Here is a 15,970-nt window from a genome sequence, read left to right as displayed (position 1 = left end):
CTTATGCGTTGCGCGCTGTACCCACGTTGTGCGCGATCTCTTCGAGGTGGGTGTCCCACGTGCCGCAACAGCCACCCCACACGTCGATGTTGGGGTACTGCCGCGCCAGGTCGCCCATGAGCGCACCGAGCGTTGGCGGGTCACCCATCTCGAGGTGGCCGAGCGTGCACAGCGAGATTTTGTCCATCATCGCCGCGTTCGGCCGCAGAGACCGCACCCGGGTAAACCACTCGCCCGGTTCTATAGCGGGGGTGAACTCCAGGGGGTGTGAGCAGTTGATGCCGTAGAACGCGGGCCGATCGTCACCGGTCTGCGCATCGATCGACTCGATGGCCTCCTTGAGCGACGCGCCCGATTCCAGCCGGTGGGTGTCGTGATTGAGCGTGAAGGACAACGCCAGAGGCAGGCCCGCACGCGCCGCCGCACGGGACAACCCCACCACCTCGGGGATGCTGTTGAACGTCATGGCCTCGATCACGTCCACGCCGGCCATGGCGAGTGTGGCCAGTTGCTCGCCGTGGTACTGCTCGGCCTCCTCGGCGGTGATGGTCTTGTTCAACTCGTACGCGTCACCGCGTGGACCGACTATTCCCGCGTACAGCAGCGCGGGCACCTGCCCCTCATACGGTTTTCCGAGCTCGCGCAGGAAATCTATTGCGCGCATTTGCATCTCGGCCAGCGACTCGGACGAGTAACCGAGCAGCGAGCCCCAGTCCGGGCTGGCCCGGTAGTCCAGGCCCCCCATCAAAACGCCGAATCCGTTGCGTGCCGCGGTATCGAGATACCGCGTGTACATGCCGTGCAGTTCGGACACTGCACGCGGGTTGTCGAGCAACGGGAACATGGCGAAGTGCGGCAGATCGAACCCGTACTTGTACATGATCTCGGTTTCCTGACCACCCTCGGTGAGGTAGTTCAGCCCCGCCTGTTGCGCCGGAAACATCGCTGCAACCATGGTCGCCTCCCCTTACCCGTGAGCCACCTGTGGGCCCGAGTCACAGTATCGCCGGAGCGGCTGGTCGCACACCGTTTGGCAGTATGCACACCGGCACGCTCTAGGCTGTGCCGCATGGCTGCTGACATCGTGCCGATCCGGCTCGGATTGACCAAGGGCGACCTGTACACACTCTGGGCTCCACGCTGGCGCGATGCTGGCGACGAGTGGGAGGCCCTGCTCGGCAAGGACGAGGACCTTTACGGTTTCGAGTCCGTCGCCGATCTGGTCGCCTTCATCAGGACGAACAGCGACAACGACCTCACCGACCACCCGGCGTGGGAGGGTCTGATCGGGGCGAACGCGCACCGGTTCGATCCACCGGCGGAGCGAGAGTACGACCTGATCGGCGTGCAGGAGTTGCTGGCGGAGAAGCCGACCGAGGAATCGGTGGCGACGCTGCACAGGACCCTGGCGATCGTGTCGTCCGTCGGATCTGTCTGCGAACTGCCTGCGGTCACGAAATTCTTCAACGGCAACCCGATCCTCGGCTCGCTCGGTGCGGGCATGGACAGCTTCAACGGCAGAAGTGGCCGCAAGCGCTGGGCCGAGATCGGGGCCGTCATCGGGCGGAGCTGGGACAACGTCGTGGACGCCATCGATGAGGTCATCACCGTCCCGGATGTCGACAAGGCGGCGTCGGAGAAGGCGGCGGCCGAACTCGAGGCACCCAAGCCCGAACCTGAAGAGATCGAGGAACCCGACGAGATCGGGGTCGATGACGTCGAGGGCGATGACGTCGACGCCGAGGGCGGGGACGCCGACGAGACGTTGGGTGAGCAGGTGGCGGCCCCGGCCTCCACCGGCGGGCTGGTGCTCGGCGCCGACGAGGACTTCTGGCTCAAAGTCGGCATCGACCCGATTCAGATGATCACCCGCGGCGGCACGTTCTACACGCTGCGGTGCTATCTCGACGAAGCGCCGGTGTTCCTTGGCCGAAACGGCCGGGTCAGCGTCTTCGGATCGGAGCGATCGCTGGCGCGCTACCTGGCCGACGAGCACGACCACGACCTGTCCGATCTGGCGACCTACGAGGACATCAAGACCGCCGCGACGGACGGCTCGCTTCGCGTCGACGTCACCGACGACAACGTCTATGTGACGAGCGGTTTGGCCGACGACCTCGCCGACGGCCCCGAGTCGGTGGATCGCGATCAGCTGGAGCTGGCTGTCGAATTGCTTCGCGACGTCGGCGAGTACGCCGAAGACGACATCGTCGAGGAGACGCTGGACGCCGACATGCCGCTGGGCGGTCTGGTCGCCCACGTTCTGGACCCCGGCACGGTCAGAAAGCCCAGCCCGCCGTACGCCAAGGCGGTCGAGCAATGGGAGTCGCTGGAGACCTTCCTCGACTCACGGCTGCGCCAGGAGTAGTCCCCAGCACAATCGAGTAATCGATACTCGCGACGTACGCGGTTCTCCGCAGCATGCTGCCAGTAGCAGCGATGGACGGAGATGGCGATGACCGCGGAACAGCAGCAGGCGATGGATTCGTTCTATGGGCTAGACAACGTGATCACGATCAAGATCACGATGCCTGCGTCCGAGTGGGACAAGGTGCGCCTCGAGGAGCCCAAGAGCGGTCGCTGCGAATGGGACTGGACCGGTGGCAGCAGATACACCTGGCGCAAAGCGGACACCGTCGAAATCTCCGGGACCAGGTTTCCCGCCCGTACGACTTTCAGCGACATCGGCATCAAGAAGAAGTCGTTCTGCGGCTCGATCGACGACAAGAAGCCGTGCCTGCATGTCGACTTCGGCCGGTTCAGCAGCGCCAATGAGGATGCGATCGAAGCGCTCATCGGATCGCGGTACGTGACGCTCAACAACTCCAAGCAGGACGATTCCTATATCAGGCAAAATTTGGGCTATCGAATGCTCGAAATGGCCGGCCTGCCGCATTCACGGTGCAACTACGCCATGGTGTTCGTGAACGGAACGCCGGTCGGCGAAGGGCTCGGGGGCGACATCTTCCCCGGCCTTTTCGTCAACGCCGAGCCGATCATGAAGCGCTACATCGAACGCACCTTCAACGGCAACATGAACGGCAATCTGTACGAGATCGAGCACACGGATGACTTGCGCGAAGAACGTCTCCCCTTCATCGGCGTCGAGGACCTCTCCGAGTTCGACGACAAAGAAGATCTCAAATTCGCGTGCAGGCACATCAAGGCCAACGGTCTCGCCGGGGCGGATCAACTGCTCGACATGGACCAGTTCCTCAAGGTCTACGCGATGGAGTTTCTCCTCAAGCACTGGGACGGCTACGCGAACAACACCAACAACACCTATCTCTACAACGACGTCACCGCCGTCGCCTCGCCCGGCGTGGGAGATATCAAGTTCAAGATGATTCCCTGGGGTGTCGACCAGATACTGAAACCTGGCGAGTTCTTCCGGCTCGGCCGGATGGGGATCGTCGCGCAGTTGGTCCGCAACGACGACGCGCGCCGCAAGCAGTTGGTGGACCAGATTCGGACGTACCGGGACACCGTGTTCAGCCGGGAGAGTCAGCAGACGGTGCTCAAGCCGTTGATCGATCAGATGCAGGCTCTGGTAACGGGATTCGGCGTACCCAATGCGGTGCAGGAGGTCGACACCGTCCGACAGCAGCTACGGCTGGCCGAATCGGCCGCCTACATCTTCACCGGTCTACCCGACCCGACGGAGCCGGTGTACATCCTCAAGCACGACACCAGTGACTGCCTGCATGCCAGCAACACCGAGTCGATCCCGCCGGGCGAAGCCGCGCCGGTGAACTTCGAGGTCTATCACCAGCAGCTGTTCGACAACAACCATCCGACCGATCTGTGGGTTCTCAACGACCTGGGTACTGGAAAGTCGTTCACCAATCAGGCGTTCAACCGCAACCTGCATGCCAGCGCCACGTCCCTCACACCCGCAGGGCACAAGCTCCTCTACACGTGCGCGCCGAGCAATGACGACCATGCCGAGGAGTTCACGATCTCCCCCGTGCCGGTACCCGATATCGATCCCGCCAACCCGCCGGGACGCTTCGCGTTCACCGGCTACTTCAACATCGTCAGCGTCCGGACCGGCGAAATGGCGAAGTTCGGCGATGATCTGACGCCATCGGGTAGGCCGCGTGTCCACCAGGAACTGCCAGGCTCCAACCTCTACTTCTACTGACAACTCTCGCGTGGGCCCCCTCGCGCAAGAGTGCTCAGCCGATCAGCACGGCGAACCGCGGTTTGATCACCTCGTCGATGATCGCCAGTCGTTCGTCGAACGGGATGAACGCCGACTTCATCGCGTTGATGGTGAACCGCGCAAGGTCGCTCCAGCCGTAGCCGAACGCCTCAACGAGGCGCAGCATCTCCTGACTCATCGTGGTGTCGCTGATCAGCCGGTTGTCGGTGTTGACGGTGACGCGAAACCGGCTGCGCGCCAACAGATCGAACGGATGCTCGGCAATGCTGCCGACGGCACCGGTCTGCACGTTGGAACTCGGGCACAATTCGAAAGGAACTCGCTTGTCCCGCAGAAGTGCGGCCAGGCGACCGAGCTGGAGGCTGCCGTCGGGCCCGATGGTGATGTCGTCGACGATGCGCACCCCGTGGCCCAGGCGGTCGGCACCGCAGAACGCGATGGCCTCGTGAATGGACGGCAGGCCGAACGCCTCTCCTGCGTGAATCGTGAAGCGGGCGTTGTGGCTTCGCATGTATTCGAAGGCATCGAGGTGCCGTGTCGGCGGGTAGCCCGCCTCGGCGCCCGCGATGTCGAATCCCACAACACCCTTGTCCCGGAACCGGATCGCCAGCTCGGCGATCTCCAACGACCGGGCCTGGTGGCGCATCGCGGTGACGAGACAACGCACGGTGATCGCGCGGCCCTCGGCGCTGGCGGCCTTCTCTCCGTCGGCGAAGCCGGCCAGCACCGCGTCGACCACCGCGTCAAGCGACAGGCCGCGGTCGATGTGCAGTTCGGGGGCGAACCGGATCTCGGCGTACACCACGTTGTCTGAAGCCAGATCCTCGACGCACTCGAGGGCCACGCGGTACAGCGCCTCCGGCGTCTGCATCACCCCCACCGTGTGCGCGAACGGCTCCAGGTAGCGCTCGAGCGATCCGCTGTGCGCGGCGGTGCGGAAAAATGTCGCCAACCCGGCGACGTCGGCGGCAGGCAAATCCTCGTAACCGGTCTGCTGGGCGAGGTCGAGGACGGTGGCGGGGCGCAGTCCGCCGTCGAGGTGGTCGTGCAGCAGCGCCTTGGGCGCGCGCCGAATGGTGTCCAGGGTCAGCGGGCTGGTCATGCCGTTATCCGATCGATGATGAGGGGCCCGATCTCGGGGGCCGTGTCGCCGACGCTCCAACCGCCGTCCATCTCCGCCATCGCAGCGTCGAAACGCTCAGGGGTGTCGGTGTAGAGGGTGAACAACGCTTCGCCCGCGGCGACGGCTTCGCCCGGACGGTGGTGGATACGCAGACCAGCGCCGGACTGAACACGCTCACCGGGAACCGCGCGACCCGCACCGAGTCGCCACACGGTCAGCCCCACCGCCATTGCGTCGATATCGCCCATCGTGCCACCGCGGGCAGCGGTGATGGTCTCGGAGTGCGCACCGATCGGCAACGGTTGCGACAGGTCGCCGCCCTGGGCGCTGACCAGCAGGCGGAAGTGGTCCATGGCCGATCCGTCGCGCAGCGTCTGGGCGGGATCGACACCGTCGCACCCTGCCGCGTCGAGCATCTCGCGTGCCAGCGCCAGCGTCAGCCCGACGACGTCGGGCGGCCCACCGCCTGCCAGCACCTCCAGGGATTCGTCCACTTCGACGGCGTTGCCGACGGTCCTGCCCAACGGCCGGTCCATGTCGGTCAGCAGTGCGCGGGTGACCAGCCCGTGTTCGGTGCCCAGCTCGACCATGGTGTGCGCCAGCTCGCGCGATTCCGCCTCGGTCGCGAGGAACGCACCAGAGCCCACCTTGCAATCGAGCACCAACGCCCGCGCACCCTCGGCGATCTTCTTGCTCATCACCGAGCTGGCGATCAGCGGCAGGGATTCGGTGGTGGCGGTGACATCACGCAGCGCGTAGATCTTGCGGTCTGCGGGCGCCAGCTCGCCCGCCGCGAAGATCGCCGCACCGAGGTCGCAAAGCTGTTGGCGGATCTGCTCTGTCGAGATCTCGGCGGTGAACCCGGCAATGGCCTCCAGCTTGTCGAGGGTGCCGCCGGTGTGGCCGAGTCCGCGCCCGGCGGCCTGGGGGACGGCGCCACCGCATGCCATCACGACGGGCACGAGCGGGATGGTGATCTTGTCTCCCACCCCACCGGTGGAGTGCTTGTCCACCAGGGCGAGCGGCTTGTTGTCGCGACGCAGATCGGTGAAATCCATCCGCTTGCCCGAGTTCACCATCGCGGCCGTCCAGCGCGCGATCTCGTGGCGCGTCATCCCGCGCAGGAAGATCGCCATCAACAGTGCCGACATCTGCTCGTCGGCCACCTGGCCGTGCGTGTACGCGTCGATGACCCAGTCGATCGCCGCGTCGGACAAGCCGCCACCGTCGCGCTTGGCGCGGATGACAGTCGGCGCGTCGAAAGTGGGTTCCGTCACGGCTTTTCCGGCTCCCCGCGGGCGAGGTCGTCGGGACCGAATGCGTCAGGCAGAAGGTCACCCAACGGACGCGGGCCCAGCGGATGGTCGACGAGCATCTGCGGTCCGCCGTGCTCCAGCAGCACCTGTCTGCACCGCCCGCACGGCATCAGCGGTTCGCCGTCGGCGCTCACACAGGACAGCGCGATCAGCCTGCCGCCGCCGCCCGAATACAGGGCGCTGACCACTGAACACTCGGCACAGAGACCTAGGCCATATGAGACATTCTCCACATTGCAGCCGGCCACCAATCGACCGTCGGCAACCAGCGCCGCAGCGCCGACAGAGAACCCCGAATACGGCGCGTAGGCATTGCCCGCAGCCTCTATTGCCTTGCCCCGCAACATCTTCCAATCGATATCGGCTGTCACGTCAATACCGCCAACCGGGCACTGAATGCATTCCGAATTCTCCGTCTCGTGGCTCGACACGTGATGTAGGTAACCCTAAATTCAAGGTCAAACACCTGCGAACGGCTAACACGGTAGTGCTTTGGCTACTACAAAGGGGTTTAGAGTCGCCCCGACCACCGAAGACGTTGGAGGCCCGATGAGTACGGACACGGAGACAGCGGCCCCGCGGAAGAAGCCGGCACGCCGACGCAGCCTGTATCGCGGTGACCCGGGCATGTGGTCCTGGGTGCTGCACCGAATCACCGGTGCCACCATCTTCTTCTTCCTGTTCGTTCACGTGCTCGACACCGCGCTGGTCCGGGTCAGCCCGGAGGCCTACAACGAAGTCGTCAACACCTACAAGACGCCGATCATCGGCCTAATGGAGGTCGGGCTGGTCGCCGCGGTGCTCTACCACGCTCTCAACGGCATCCGGGTCATCCTCATCGACTTCTGGCAGCACGGCCCGCGCTACCAACGGCTGATGCTGTGGGGAGTGGCCGCGATCTGGCTGGCCGTGATGATCCCAGCACTCGGCGTGCTCGGCATGCACATGGCGGAGCGATTCCTGTGAGCGCGCCGTGGTCGCCACACCACCGCGAGGGCCGGGTGGCACCCGTCGCCGAGAGGGAGCACGACCGGCCTGCCTCGCTGGACCATCCGCGAGCGCCGCGCCGGCCCAGGGGCATCCCCTATTTCGAGAAGTACGCCTGGCTGTTCATGCGGTTCTCCGGGGTGGCGCTGGTCTTCCTCGCTCTCGGTCACCTGTTCGTCATGCTGATGTGGGACGACGGCGTGTACCGGATCGACTTCAACTACGTCGCCGACCGCTGGGCATCGCCGTTCTGGCAGATCTGGGACATGGCCCTGCTGTGGTTGGCGATGATCCACGGCGCCAACGGCATGCGCACCATCATCGGCGACTACGCCCGCAAGAACGTCACGAAGTTCTATCTGAATTCGCTGTTGCTGCTGGCCACCGGCTTCACGTTGGTGCTGGGCAGCTATGTCCTTGTCACCTTCGACGCGAACATCTCGTGAGGTTGCTGTGAGGTCTGGAAAGAAACATGGGCGCCAATGATCATTGAGCATCGCTATGACGTCGTCATCGTCGGCGCGGGCGGCGCCGGCATGCGCGCCGCCGTGGAGGCCGGTCCGCGGGTCCGCACCGCGGTACTGACCAAGCTGTACCCGACGCGCAGCCACACCGGTGCAGCACAGGGCGGGATGTGCGCGGCGCTGGCCAACGTCGAAGAGGACAACTGGGAGTGGCACACCTTCGACACCGTCAAGGGCGGCGACTACCTCGCCGACCAGGACGCGGTCGAGATCATGTGCAAGGAAGCCATCGACGCGGTGCTCGACCTGGAGAAGATGGGGATGCCGTTCAACCGGACCCCCGAAGGTCGCATCGACCAGCGTCGGTTCGGCGGGCATACCCGCGACCACGGCAAGGCGCCGGTGCGCCGCGCCTGCTATGCCGCCGATCGCACCGGCCACATGATCCTGCAGACCCTGTATCAGAACTGCGTCAAGCACGATGTCGAGTTCTTCAACGAGTTCTATGCGCTCGACATCTGCCTGACGGAGACTCCTGGCGGGCCGGTGGCGACCGGCGTCGTCGCCTATGAACTGGCCTCCGGTGACATCCACGTCTTCAGCGCGAAGGCGATCGTGTTCGCCACCGGCGGGTCGGGCCGGATGTACAAGACGACCTCCAATGCGCACACGCTCACCGGCGACGGCTTGGGCATCGTTTTCCGTAAGGGACTTCCCTTGGAAGACATGGAGTTTCACCAATTCCATCCGACCGGGCTCGCCGGCCTTGGCATCCTGATTTCCGAGGCGGTGCGTGGCGAGGGCGGCCGGCTGCTCAACGGTGAGGGTGAGCGCTTCATGGAGCGCTACGCGCCGACCATCGTCGACCTCGCTCCGCGCGACATCGTGGCCCGCTCGATGGTGCTCGAAGTGTTGGAGGGCCGCGGCGCCGGACCGCACAAGGACTACGTCTACATCGACGTGCGGCACCTCGGCGCGGACGTGCTCGAGGCCAAGCTGCCCGACATCACCGAGTTCGCCAGGACCTATCTCGGCGTGGACCCCGTCAAGGAACTGGTGCCGGTGTATCCCACCTGTCACTACGTCATGGGTGGCATCCCGACCACCGTGCACGGCCAGGTGTTGCGCGACAACACCAACGTCGTCGCCGGGCTCTACGCCGCGGGCGAATGCGCCTGTGTCTCGGTGCACGGGGCCAACCGGCTGGGCACCAACTCGCTGCTGGACATCAATGTGTTCGGCCGTCGCGCAGGCATCGCCGCCGCGAATTACGCACTGGGACACGACCACGTCGACATGCCCGAGAACCCGGAGGGCATGGTGGTCAACTGGATCAGCGGCATCCTCTCCGAGCACGGCAACGAGCGCGTTGCCGACATCCGCGGCGCGCTGCAGCAGTCGATGGACAACAACGCGGCGGTGTTCCGAACCGAGGAGACGCTCAAGCAGGCGCTCACCGACATTCACGCGCTCAAGGAGCGGTACGCCCGAATTACCGTGCACGACAAGGGCAAACGCTTCAACAGCGACCTGCTCGAAGCGATCGAACTGGGCATGCTGCTCGAGCTGGCCGAGGTCACCGTCGTCGGCGCGCTGAACCGCAAGGAGTCCCGCGGCGGCCATGCCCGCGAGGACTATCCCAACCGCGACGACACCAACTACATGCGCCACACGATGGCCTATAAGGACGGCGTTGATCTGCTGAGCGACGTCCGGCTGGACTACAAGCCGGTGGTGCAGACCCGGTATGAGCCGATGGAACGGAAGTACTGATGACCACGATCGCACCCGAGGTCGACACCAAGGATCCCGAACTGCCGCCGATCCCCGACGGCGCGGTGATGGTGACGCTGAAGATCGCCCGCTTCAACCCGGAGGACCCCGACAGCGCAGGCTGGCAGAGCTTCCGGGTGCCGTGCCTGCCCAGCGACCGCCTGCTCAACCTGCTGCACTACGTCAAGTGGTATCTGGACGGCACGCTGACGTTCCGGCGGTCGTGTGCACACGGCGTGTGCGGCTCGGACGCCATGCGCATCAACGGCGTCAACAGGCTGGCGTGCAAGGTGCTGATGCGGGACATGCTGCCGAAGAAGGCCGATAAGAAGCTGACCATCACCATCGAACCGATTCGCGGCCTGCCGGTGGAGAAGGATCTGGTGGTGGACATGGAGCCGTTCTTCGACGCCTACCGGGCGGTCAAGCCGTACCTGATCGCCAGCGGCAATCCGCCTACCCGCGAGCGGATCCAGAGCCCGACCGACCGGGCCCGCTACGACGACACGACCAAGTGCATCCTGTGCGCGTGCTGCACCACCAGCTGCCCCATCTATTGGAGCGAGGGCTCCTATTTCGGGCCAGCCGCGATCGTCAACGCGCACCGGTTCATCTTCGACAGCCGCGATGAGGCAGCCGCCGAGCGCCTCGACATCCTCAACGAGGTCGACGGCGTCTGGCGTTGCCGCACGACGTTCAACTGCACGGAATCCTGCCCGCGCGGAATCCAGGTCACGCAGGCGATTCAGGAGGTCAAGCGCGCGCTGATGTTCGCGCGCTGACGCTTTCGCGCCGTCGGGTCCGGTTTGTCGCGGATGCGAGTGGGTATCTACACGTTTGCCGAGGTAGATCCACTCACAGAATCGGGATTGAACCATGACTGAGCGCTTGACCTTTCGTCGCTTCTCCGTCACCACAGGAATTGCCGCCGCGGCCATCTCTTTGACGCTGTCGGCCTGCGGGGGCGGCGACGACAAAGGTGACGAGAGCAGCACATCCTCGACCACCACCACGACCACGTCGATGACGACACCGTCGGCGGCCACTCCGGCCCCCGGCACCGGTACCGGAGCACCTGGAGCGGGCGCGCCGGGCGCTGGCGCCGGACCGGGCGGAGCAACCGCAGGCGCGCCGGGCGCGGGTGCCGGAGCCGGACCGGGCGGCGCAGGCGCAGGCGCAGGCGGCGCAGGTGCCGGAGCCGGACCGGGTGGCGCCACTGCAGGCGTGCCGGGTGCAGGTGCCGGAGCCGGACCTGGCGGCACCGGTGCGTGCGTGAACGGCGTCGGCTGCGTCGGCACCCCGTAGTCACTGCCACCAGCTAGCTGTCTCGCGAAACGGAATTCCAGCACCCCTCTTCTCGCACTTTGGGTGCTGGAATTCCGTTTCGCGCGTCTGGGTGTCACACATTGCGGGGGTGTCTCGTCTAACGGGTATGACACAGAAAACTCGTATCGCTCCCGTGCCGCCGCAGCAGGCGTCGTTGATGACCAGGCTGATGTACAGGTTCGCCAAGCGGAAGTTCGGCGAGGTGCCCGAGCCCTTCACCGTCGCCGCCCATCACCCCCGGTTGATGATGGCCAACGGCGTGCACGAGATGCTGCTGCAGTCCGGGTCGAAGAAGCTCCCTGCCAGCGTTCGCGAGCTCGCGGTGTTCTGGACCGCCCGCACCGTTGGATGCTCGTGGTGCGTCGACTTCGGCTCGATGCTGATCCGCCTCGAGGGGCTCGACGTCGAACGGCTCAAGTACGTGGACGAGTACGCAACTTCTCCGCTCTTCACCGACGACGAGCGGGCCGCCATTGCCTACGCCAACGCGATGACGACCGACCCGCACACCATCACCGACGAACAGGTCGAGGATCTGCGCCGCCGCTTCGGCGACGACGGAGTGATCGAACTGAGCTACCAAATCGGCGTGGAGAACATGCGGGCCAGGATGTACTCGGCGCTCGGCATCACCGAACAGGGCTTCAGCTCGGGAGACGCCTGCAGGGTGCCGTGGGCTACCGAAGAGGCGAACCAGTGAACTTGTCGGGGTTCGCGATATCCCATATGGCGCAGATCTTTCCGTCGCGAACGGTCACCGCGGTCACCCGCGGCATCATCTCGGGATAGCCGTCGCGGGCCGGCGCACCAGGGGTGTAGCTGCCGAGCTGTCCGTTGATCAGGGCCAGTTGAGCGGTCGCGACAAAGTTCGGCCCGTACCGGGTCGCCAGACCGAACAGGAACCGCGCGACCTTGTCCGGCCCGTGGATGACGCGCGCGGCCGTCGGCGCCCTGCGATTGGAATCCCCGGTGAACGTCACCTCCGGATGTAGCAGGCGCACAACGGCTTTCATGTCGCCCTCGGCGAGTGCCGCCATCAAGGCGCCTGCGACTTCGTTGTGAGCGTCGTCGGGCACCGGTTCCGGCGCGGACGTGATGACCGCCCGTCGCGCACGAGAAGCCAACTGCCGTGCCGTCGCGTCGGTCACCCCCAGCACCGAGGCGATCTCACCGAACGGCACCGCGAAGCCGTCGTGTAACACGAACGCCACCCGCTGGTCGGGCGTCAACCGCTCCAACACCACCATCGCGGCAAACCGAGCTTCCTCGCCCGCAACAACCAGCGCGAGCGGGTCGCTGCCGTCGAACCCGGTGACCACCGGTTCGGGCAGCCACTCGCCGACATACGTCTCCCGCCGGTGAGCCGCGGAGCGCAACCGGTCGAGGCCCAACCTGCTGACCACGGTCGTCAACCACGCCCGCAGATCGGTGATCGCCTCCGTCTTCGCGCCGTTCCAGCGCAACCACGCGTCCTGCACGATGTCTTCGGCGTCGGCAACGGTCCCGGTGAGCCGATACGCCACGGCCAGCAGATGTGGACGCAGTGCCTCGAACTCGTCGACGCGGGTGCTGGCGGTCATGGACCAAGTCTAGAACTGCGATTTTCTCCCCCCGGCTGACTTCTGCCAGGCGGAATTCGTCGCGATCGTTGCACCGGGCGACTGATTTCGTGCAGGATCAGGGTCAGGATCCAAAAGCGCGAAAAAGTACTGCAGCGCTTCGTGAACAAGCGGCAAAGGAGCACACCGGAATGAGCGCATCACTGTATGCCGTGGTTGACCCGTCGACCGGCGAGACGGTGAAGGAGTACCCGACAGCCACCGACCAGCAGATCGAGGCGGCCATCGCCGCGGCAAGCAAGGCGCACCGCGAATGGTCGCGGGGGTCGACGATCGCCGACCGCGCGGAATTGATTCGTAAGGTCGCCAAGCTGCACACCGAGCGCAAAGAAGAGCTCGCGAAGATCATCAACCGCGAGATGGGCAAGCCCATCGACCAGTCCGAGGGCGAGGTGGACTTCAGCGCGGCGATCTACGAGTACTACGCGGACAACGCCGAGAAGTTCCTCGCCGACGAGCCGATCGAGTTGGTCGAAGGCGAAGGATCCGCGTTGATCCGACGCGGTTCGGTCGGCGTCCTGCTGGGCATCATGCCGTGGAATTACCCGTACTACCAGGTGGCCCGATTCGCGGGACCCAACCTCACGTTGGGCAACACCATCGTGCTCAAGCACGCACCGCAGTGCCCCGAGTCGGCTGCCGCGATCCAGCAGATCTTCACCGACGCCGGCTACCCCGAGGGCGCCTACGTGAACATCTACGCGACCAACGAACAGGTCGCCGACATCATCGCCGACCCACGCGTGCAAGGGGTTTCGCTGACCGGCTCGGAGCGCGCGGGCGCCGCCGTCGCCGAGATCGCGGGCCGCAACCTGAAGAAGGTCGTCCTCGAACTCGGCGGCTCAGACCCCTTCATCCTGCTGAGCTCCGACGACCTCGACGCCACCGTGGAGGCGGCCATCGACGGTCGCTTCGAGAACACCGGGCAGGCGTGCAACGCCGCCAAGCGGATCATCGTCGACGAGGGCATCTACGACGACTTCCTGGACAAGTTCACCAGGAAGGTGCTGGAAAAGGCCGAGGGCCTCGCGCCGTTGTCGTCGCTCGCGGCGGCCGAGCGACTGGACGAACAGGTCAAGCGTGCCGTCGACGACGGCGCGACGCTGGTCTCCGAAGGCGAGCGCAAGGGCGCGCACTTCCCGCCGGGTGTGCTTACGAACGTCTCACCGGATTCGCCTTCGTACAAAGAAGAACTGTTCGGCCCCGTGGCGACGGTCTATAAGGCGAGCTCCGAAGACGAAGCCGTCCAGCTGGCCAACGACACCCCGTTCGGGCTGGGCTCCTACGTCTTCACCACCGACGACGAACAGGCCAAGCGCGTCGCCGACCAGATCGAGGCGGGCATGGTGTTCGTCAACGCAGTCGGCGCGGAAGGCGTCGAGCTGCCGTTCGGCGGCGTGAAGCGCTCCGGTTTCGGCCGGGAACTCGGCCGCTACGGCATCGACGAATTCGTCAACAAGAAGCTGATTCGCATCACTCGTTGAGCAGTGCGCGTGCTCTCGCCTCGGCGGCCTCCACATCGATGTGGTGGCGCTTGTTGAACCGCTGATTGAGGAAGAACAGCACCAGCACGACGCCCCACGACAACAGACTGAGCACCAGCTGCGAGCGCAGTGCGTCGTCGAGTGCCATCTGCACCAGGATCGCCAGCATCGCGATCGTGGTGAGGATCGACAGCGCAGGGAACAGCCACATCTTCAGCTTCAGTTCGCGGTCGCGGTCTCGGTAGCGCAGCACGATCTGGGATATCGCGATCAGGATGTAGACGAACAGGATGATCGCGCCGCTGGAGTTGAGCAGAAACGCGAAGATGGTCTTCTCGGAGAAGGCGGCCGCGATGATGCACAGGAAGCCGACGATCGACGAGAACAAGATGGCGTACGCGGGCACACCGCGACTGGTGAGCCGCATCAGTCGTTCGGGTGCCTCGTTGCGTGCGGCGAGAACGAACAACATGCGCGACGCCGTGTACATCCCGGAGTTGAGGCAGCTGAGCACCGCCGTCAGCACAACGGCGTTCATGATGTCGTCGGCGTAGGGAATTCCCATCTCGGTGAACGCGGCGACGAACGGTGAGGCGGCCAGATCCTCGTTGTTCCACGGCACGATCGTCACGAGCAGGAACACCGACAGCACGTAGAAGATCAGGATTCTCCAGATCACCGAGTTGGCCGCCCTCGCGACGGCCTTCTCGGGGTCCGACGACTCGGCCGCGGCGATCGTCGCGATCTCCGGGCCGACCATCGAGAAGATCACCGTCACGATGCCGACCGTGATGACACCTATACCCATCGGCATGAACCCGCCATGGCTCCACAGGTTCGAGAAATCAGCCGACTTGCTGGGCCACAGGCCGAGCACGAAGCAGCCGCCGATCACGATGAAGACGACGATGGCGGCGACCTTGATGCCCGCGAACCAGAACTCGAACTCGCCGTATGACTTCACCGAGAACAGGTTCGTCGCAGTCATCAGGATCATGAACATCAACGCGCACAACCACAATGGGATGTCGATCCAGTACTGCACGATCTTCGCGCCCGCGATCGCCTCGAAGCCGACCACGATCACCCAGAAGTACCAGTACAGCCAGCCGACGGAAAAGCCGGCCCAGTGCCCGAGCGCGTCACGTGAGTAGTCGGCGAACGACCCCGTCGAGGGATTGGCGACCGCCATCTCGGCGAGCATCCGCATGACCATGATGATCAGCACGCCCGAAAGGGCATAGGTGATGAAGGCACCGGGGCCGGTGCCACCCATCACCACACCGGAGCCGACGAACAGACCGGCGCCGATCACGCCACCGATCGCGATCATCCTCAGCTGACGCTGACTCAGTGACTTCTGCAATCCCGGCGTGGCACTCATCGCACTCCTGTCGATCTTGAAAGACAAGCCCGTGTACCCGATTTGTACGAGTGCTTAACACCCAAGCACGCCGAGACTGCTGGCAGATCGCTTTTCCCGCCGAATTCGCAATCTCCCAGCAGTTTCGGGGAGTGGACGACTGCCGCGCTAACGCTTGCTAAAGCTAACGCTTGCTAAAGATGATTCGGTGCCAATCCTTCTCGGCGACGCCGGTGATATCGCTCATCACGTGCTTGATCGTCAGGTACTCCTCGAACGAGTAGTCCGACATGTCCTTGCCGAAGCCCGAAGCGCCGACGCCACCATGCGGCATCTCGCTGATGATCGGG

At 64.8% G+C, this 15,970-nt stretch carries 14 protein-coding genes and 2 pseudogenes; 9 read left to right on the top strand and 7 right to left on the bottom strand.

What is annotated here, in order from left to right; genetic code table 11:
• Position 1: 1 nt before the first annotated feature.
• Positions 2 to 955, bottom strand: a complete 954-nt coding sequence (locus QOJ24_RS07950; RefSeq protein ID WP_526260443.1) for a homocysteine S-methyltransferase family protein — start codon at positions 953 to 955, stop codon at positions 2 to 4.
• A gap of 114 nt (positions 956 to 1,069) precedes the next feature.
• Between QOJ24_RS07950 and satS the strand changes: the two genes are divergently transcribed.
• Together satS and QOJ24_RS07940 are read left to right on the top strand one after the other, a co-directional pair.
• Complete coding sequence (gene satS, locus QOJ24_RS07945; RefSeq protein ID WP_526260442.1) at positions 1,070 to 2,368, top strand: protein export chaperone SatS; 1,299 nt, start codon at positions 1,070 to 1,072, stop codon at positions 2,366 to 2,368.
• An 87-nt stretch (positions 2,369 to 2,455) separates the two neighbouring features.
• Positions 2,456 to 4,144 (top strand): CotH kinase family protein, encoded by a 1,689-nt coding sequence (locus tag QOJ24_RS07940; protein ID WP_526260441.1) that lies wholly within the window; start codon positions 2,456 to 2,458, stop codon positions 4,142 to 4,144.
• 34 nt (positions 4,145 to 4,178) lie between these two features.
• On the opposite strand, the gene QOJ24_RS07935 is transcribed toward QOJ24_RS07940, so the two are convergent.
• Genes QOJ24_RS07935 through QOJ24_RS07925 form a run of 3 tightly spaced genes read right to left on the bottom strand, consistent with a single transcriptional unit; the run spans position 4,179 to position 6,975 of the window.
• On the bottom strand, positions 4,179 to 5,267 hold the full coding sequence (locus QOJ24_RS07935) for an adenosine deaminase (protein ID WP_526260440.1): 1,089 nt from the start codon (positions 5,265 to 5,267) through the stop codon (positions 4,179 to 4,181).
• Positions 5,264 to 6,565 (bottom strand): thymidine phosphorylase, encoded by a 1,302-nt coding sequence (locus QOJ24_RS07930; protein WP_526260439.1) that lies wholly within the window; start codon positions 6,563 to 6,565, stop codon positions 5,264 to 5,266. Before QOJ24_RS07930 ends, QOJ24_RS07935 begins: the two co-directional genes overlap by 4 nt.
• Positions 6,562 to 6,975, bottom strand: coding sequence for a cytidine deaminase (locus tag QOJ24_RS07925; RefSeq protein WP_526260438.1), 414 nt, complete (start codon positions 6,973 to 6,975; stop codon positions 6,562 to 6,564). The genes QOJ24_RS07930 and QOJ24_RS07925 overlap by 4 nt, the downstream gene beginning before the upstream one ends.
• Before the next feature lie 178 nt (positions 6,976 to 7,153).
• On the opposite strand from QOJ24_RS07925, the gene sdhC reads away from it, so the two are divergent.
• The 6 genes from sdhC to QOJ24_RS07895 all read left to right on the top strand — a co-directional run bounded on the left by sdhC (position 7,154) and on the right by QOJ24_RS07895 (position 11,854).
• Entirely contained in the window at positions 7,154 to 7,570 is a 417-nt protein-coding gene (sdhC, locus tag QOJ24_RS07920; RefSeq protein WP_526260437.1) for a succinate dehydrogenase, cytochrome b556 subunit, read from the top strand.
• Entirely contained in the window at positions 7,567 to 8,037 is a 471-nt protein-coding gene (locus QOJ24_RS07915) for a succinate dehydrogenase hydrophobic membrane anchor subunit (protein ID WP_526260436.1), read from the top strand. Before sdhC ends, QOJ24_RS07915 begins: the two co-directional genes overlap by 4 nt.
• Positions 8,038 to 8,073: 36 nt before the next feature.
• Entirely contained in the window at positions 8,074 to 9,828 is a 1,755-nt protein-coding gene (gene sdhA, locus QOJ24_RS07910) for a succinate dehydrogenase flavoprotein subunit (RefSeq protein ID WP_526260435.1), read from the top strand.
• Positions 9,828 to 10,610 carry a succinate dehydrogenase/fumarate reductase iron-sulfur subunit gene (locus tag QOJ24_RS07905; RefSeq protein WP_526260434.1) on the top strand — a complete coding sequence of 261 codons (783 nt, stop codon included), beginning with the start codon at positions 9,828 to 9,830 and terminating at the stop codon, positions 10,608 to 10,610. The genes sdhA and QOJ24_RS07905 overlap by 1 nt, the downstream gene beginning before the upstream one ends.
• 94 nt (positions 10,611 to 10,704) lie before the next feature.
• Complete coding sequence (locus QOJ24_RS07900; protein WP_526260433.1) at positions 10,705 to 11,133, top strand: hypothetical protein; 429 nt, start codon at positions 10,705 to 10,707, stop codon at positions 11,131 to 11,133.
• Between the two features lie 127 nt (positions 11,134 to 11,260).
• Positions 11,261 to 11,854 carry a carboxymuconolactone decarboxylase family protein gene (locus QOJ24_RS07895; RefSeq protein ID WP_526260432.1) on the top strand — a complete coding sequence of 198 codons (594 nt, stop codon included), beginning with the start codon at positions 11,261 to 11,263 and terminating at the stop codon, positions 11,852 to 11,854.
• On the opposite strand, the gene sigJ is transcribed toward QOJ24_RS07895, so the two are convergent.
• Entirely contained in the window at positions 11,832 to 12,734 is a 903-nt protein-coding gene (gene sigJ / locus QOJ24_RS07890) for an RNA polymerase sigma factor SigJ (protein WP_526260431.1), read from the bottom strand. The genes QOJ24_RS07895 and sigJ overlap by 23 nt on opposite strands.
• A 170-nt stretch (positions 12,735 to 12,904) precedes the next feature.
• Here sigJ and QOJ24_RS07885 point away from each other — a divergent pair, with 170 nt between their 5' ends.
• Positions 12,905 to 14,257 (top strand): NAD-dependent succinate-semialdehyde dehydrogenase, encoded by a 1,353-nt coding sequence (locus tag QOJ24_RS07885; protein WP_526260430.1) that lies wholly within the window; start codon positions 12,905 to 12,907, stop codon positions 14,255 to 14,257.
• A gap of 7 nt (positions 14,258 to 14,264) precedes the next feature.
• Here QOJ24_RS07885 and QOJ24_RS07880 read toward each other — a convergent pair.
• Positions 14,265 to 15,641: pseudogene (locus QOJ24_RS07880) on the bottom strand (amino acid permease); the annotation flags it as partial.
• 163 nt (positions 15,642 to 15,804) lie between these two features.
• Positions 15,805 to 15,970, bottom strand: a pseudogene (locus QOJ24_RS07875) (gamma-aminobutyraldehyde dehydrogenase); the annotation flags it as partial.

Source organism: Mycobacterium sp. (assembly GCF_032159775.1).
Taxonomy (GTDB): Bacteria; Actinomycetota; Actinomycetes; order Mycobacteriales; family Mycobacteriaceae; genus Mycobacterium.
Note: the sequence above shows the minus strand (reverse complement) of the source record. Positions and strands in the feature narration are given on the sequence as shown.

Bases quoted from the DNA above. Each gene is read 5' to 3' on its own strand.
- QOJ24_RS07950 (WP_526260443.1), bottom strand. From the start codon at position 955: ATGGTTGCAGCGATGTTTCCGGCGCAACAGGCGGGGCTGAACTACCTC.
- satS (WP_526260442.1), top strand. From the start codon at position 1,070: ATGGCTGCTGACATCGTGCCGATCCGGCTCGGATTGACCAAGGGCGAC.
- QOJ24_RS07940 (WP_526260441.1), top strand. From the start codon at position 2,456: ATGACCGCGGAACAGCAGCAGGCGATGGATTCGTTCTATGGGCTAGAC.
- QOJ24_RS07935 (WP_526260440.1), bottom strand. From the start codon at position 5,267: ATGACCAGCCCGCTGACCCTGGACACCATTCGGCGCGCGCCCAAGGCG.
- sdhC (WP_526260437.1), top strand. From the start codon at position 7,154: ATGAGTACGGACACGGAGACAGCGGCCCCGCGGAAGAAGCCGGCACGC.
- sdhA (WP_526260435.1), top strand. From the start codon at position 8,074: ATGATCATTGAGCATCGCTATGACGTCGTCATCGTCGGCGCGGGCGGC.
- QOJ24_RS07905 (WP_526260434.1), top strand. From the start codon at position 9,828: ATGACCACGATCGCACCCGAGGTCGACACCAAGGATCCCGAACTGCCG.
- QOJ24_RS07900 (WP_526260433.1), top strand. From the start codon at position 10,705: ATGACTGAGCGCTTGACCTTTCGTCGCTTCTCCGTCACCACAGGAATT.
- QOJ24_RS07895 (WP_526260432.1), top strand. From the start codon at position 11,261: ATGACACAGAAAACTCGTATCGCTCCCGTGCCGCCGCAGCAGGCGTCG.
- sigJ (WP_526260431.1), bottom strand. From the start codon at position 12,734: ATGACCGCCAGCACCCGCGTCGACGAGTTCGAGGCACTGCGTCCACAT.
- QOJ24_RS07885 (WP_526260430.1), top strand. From the start codon at position 12,905: ATGAGCGCATCACTGTATGCCGTGGTTGACCCGTCGACCGGCGAGACG.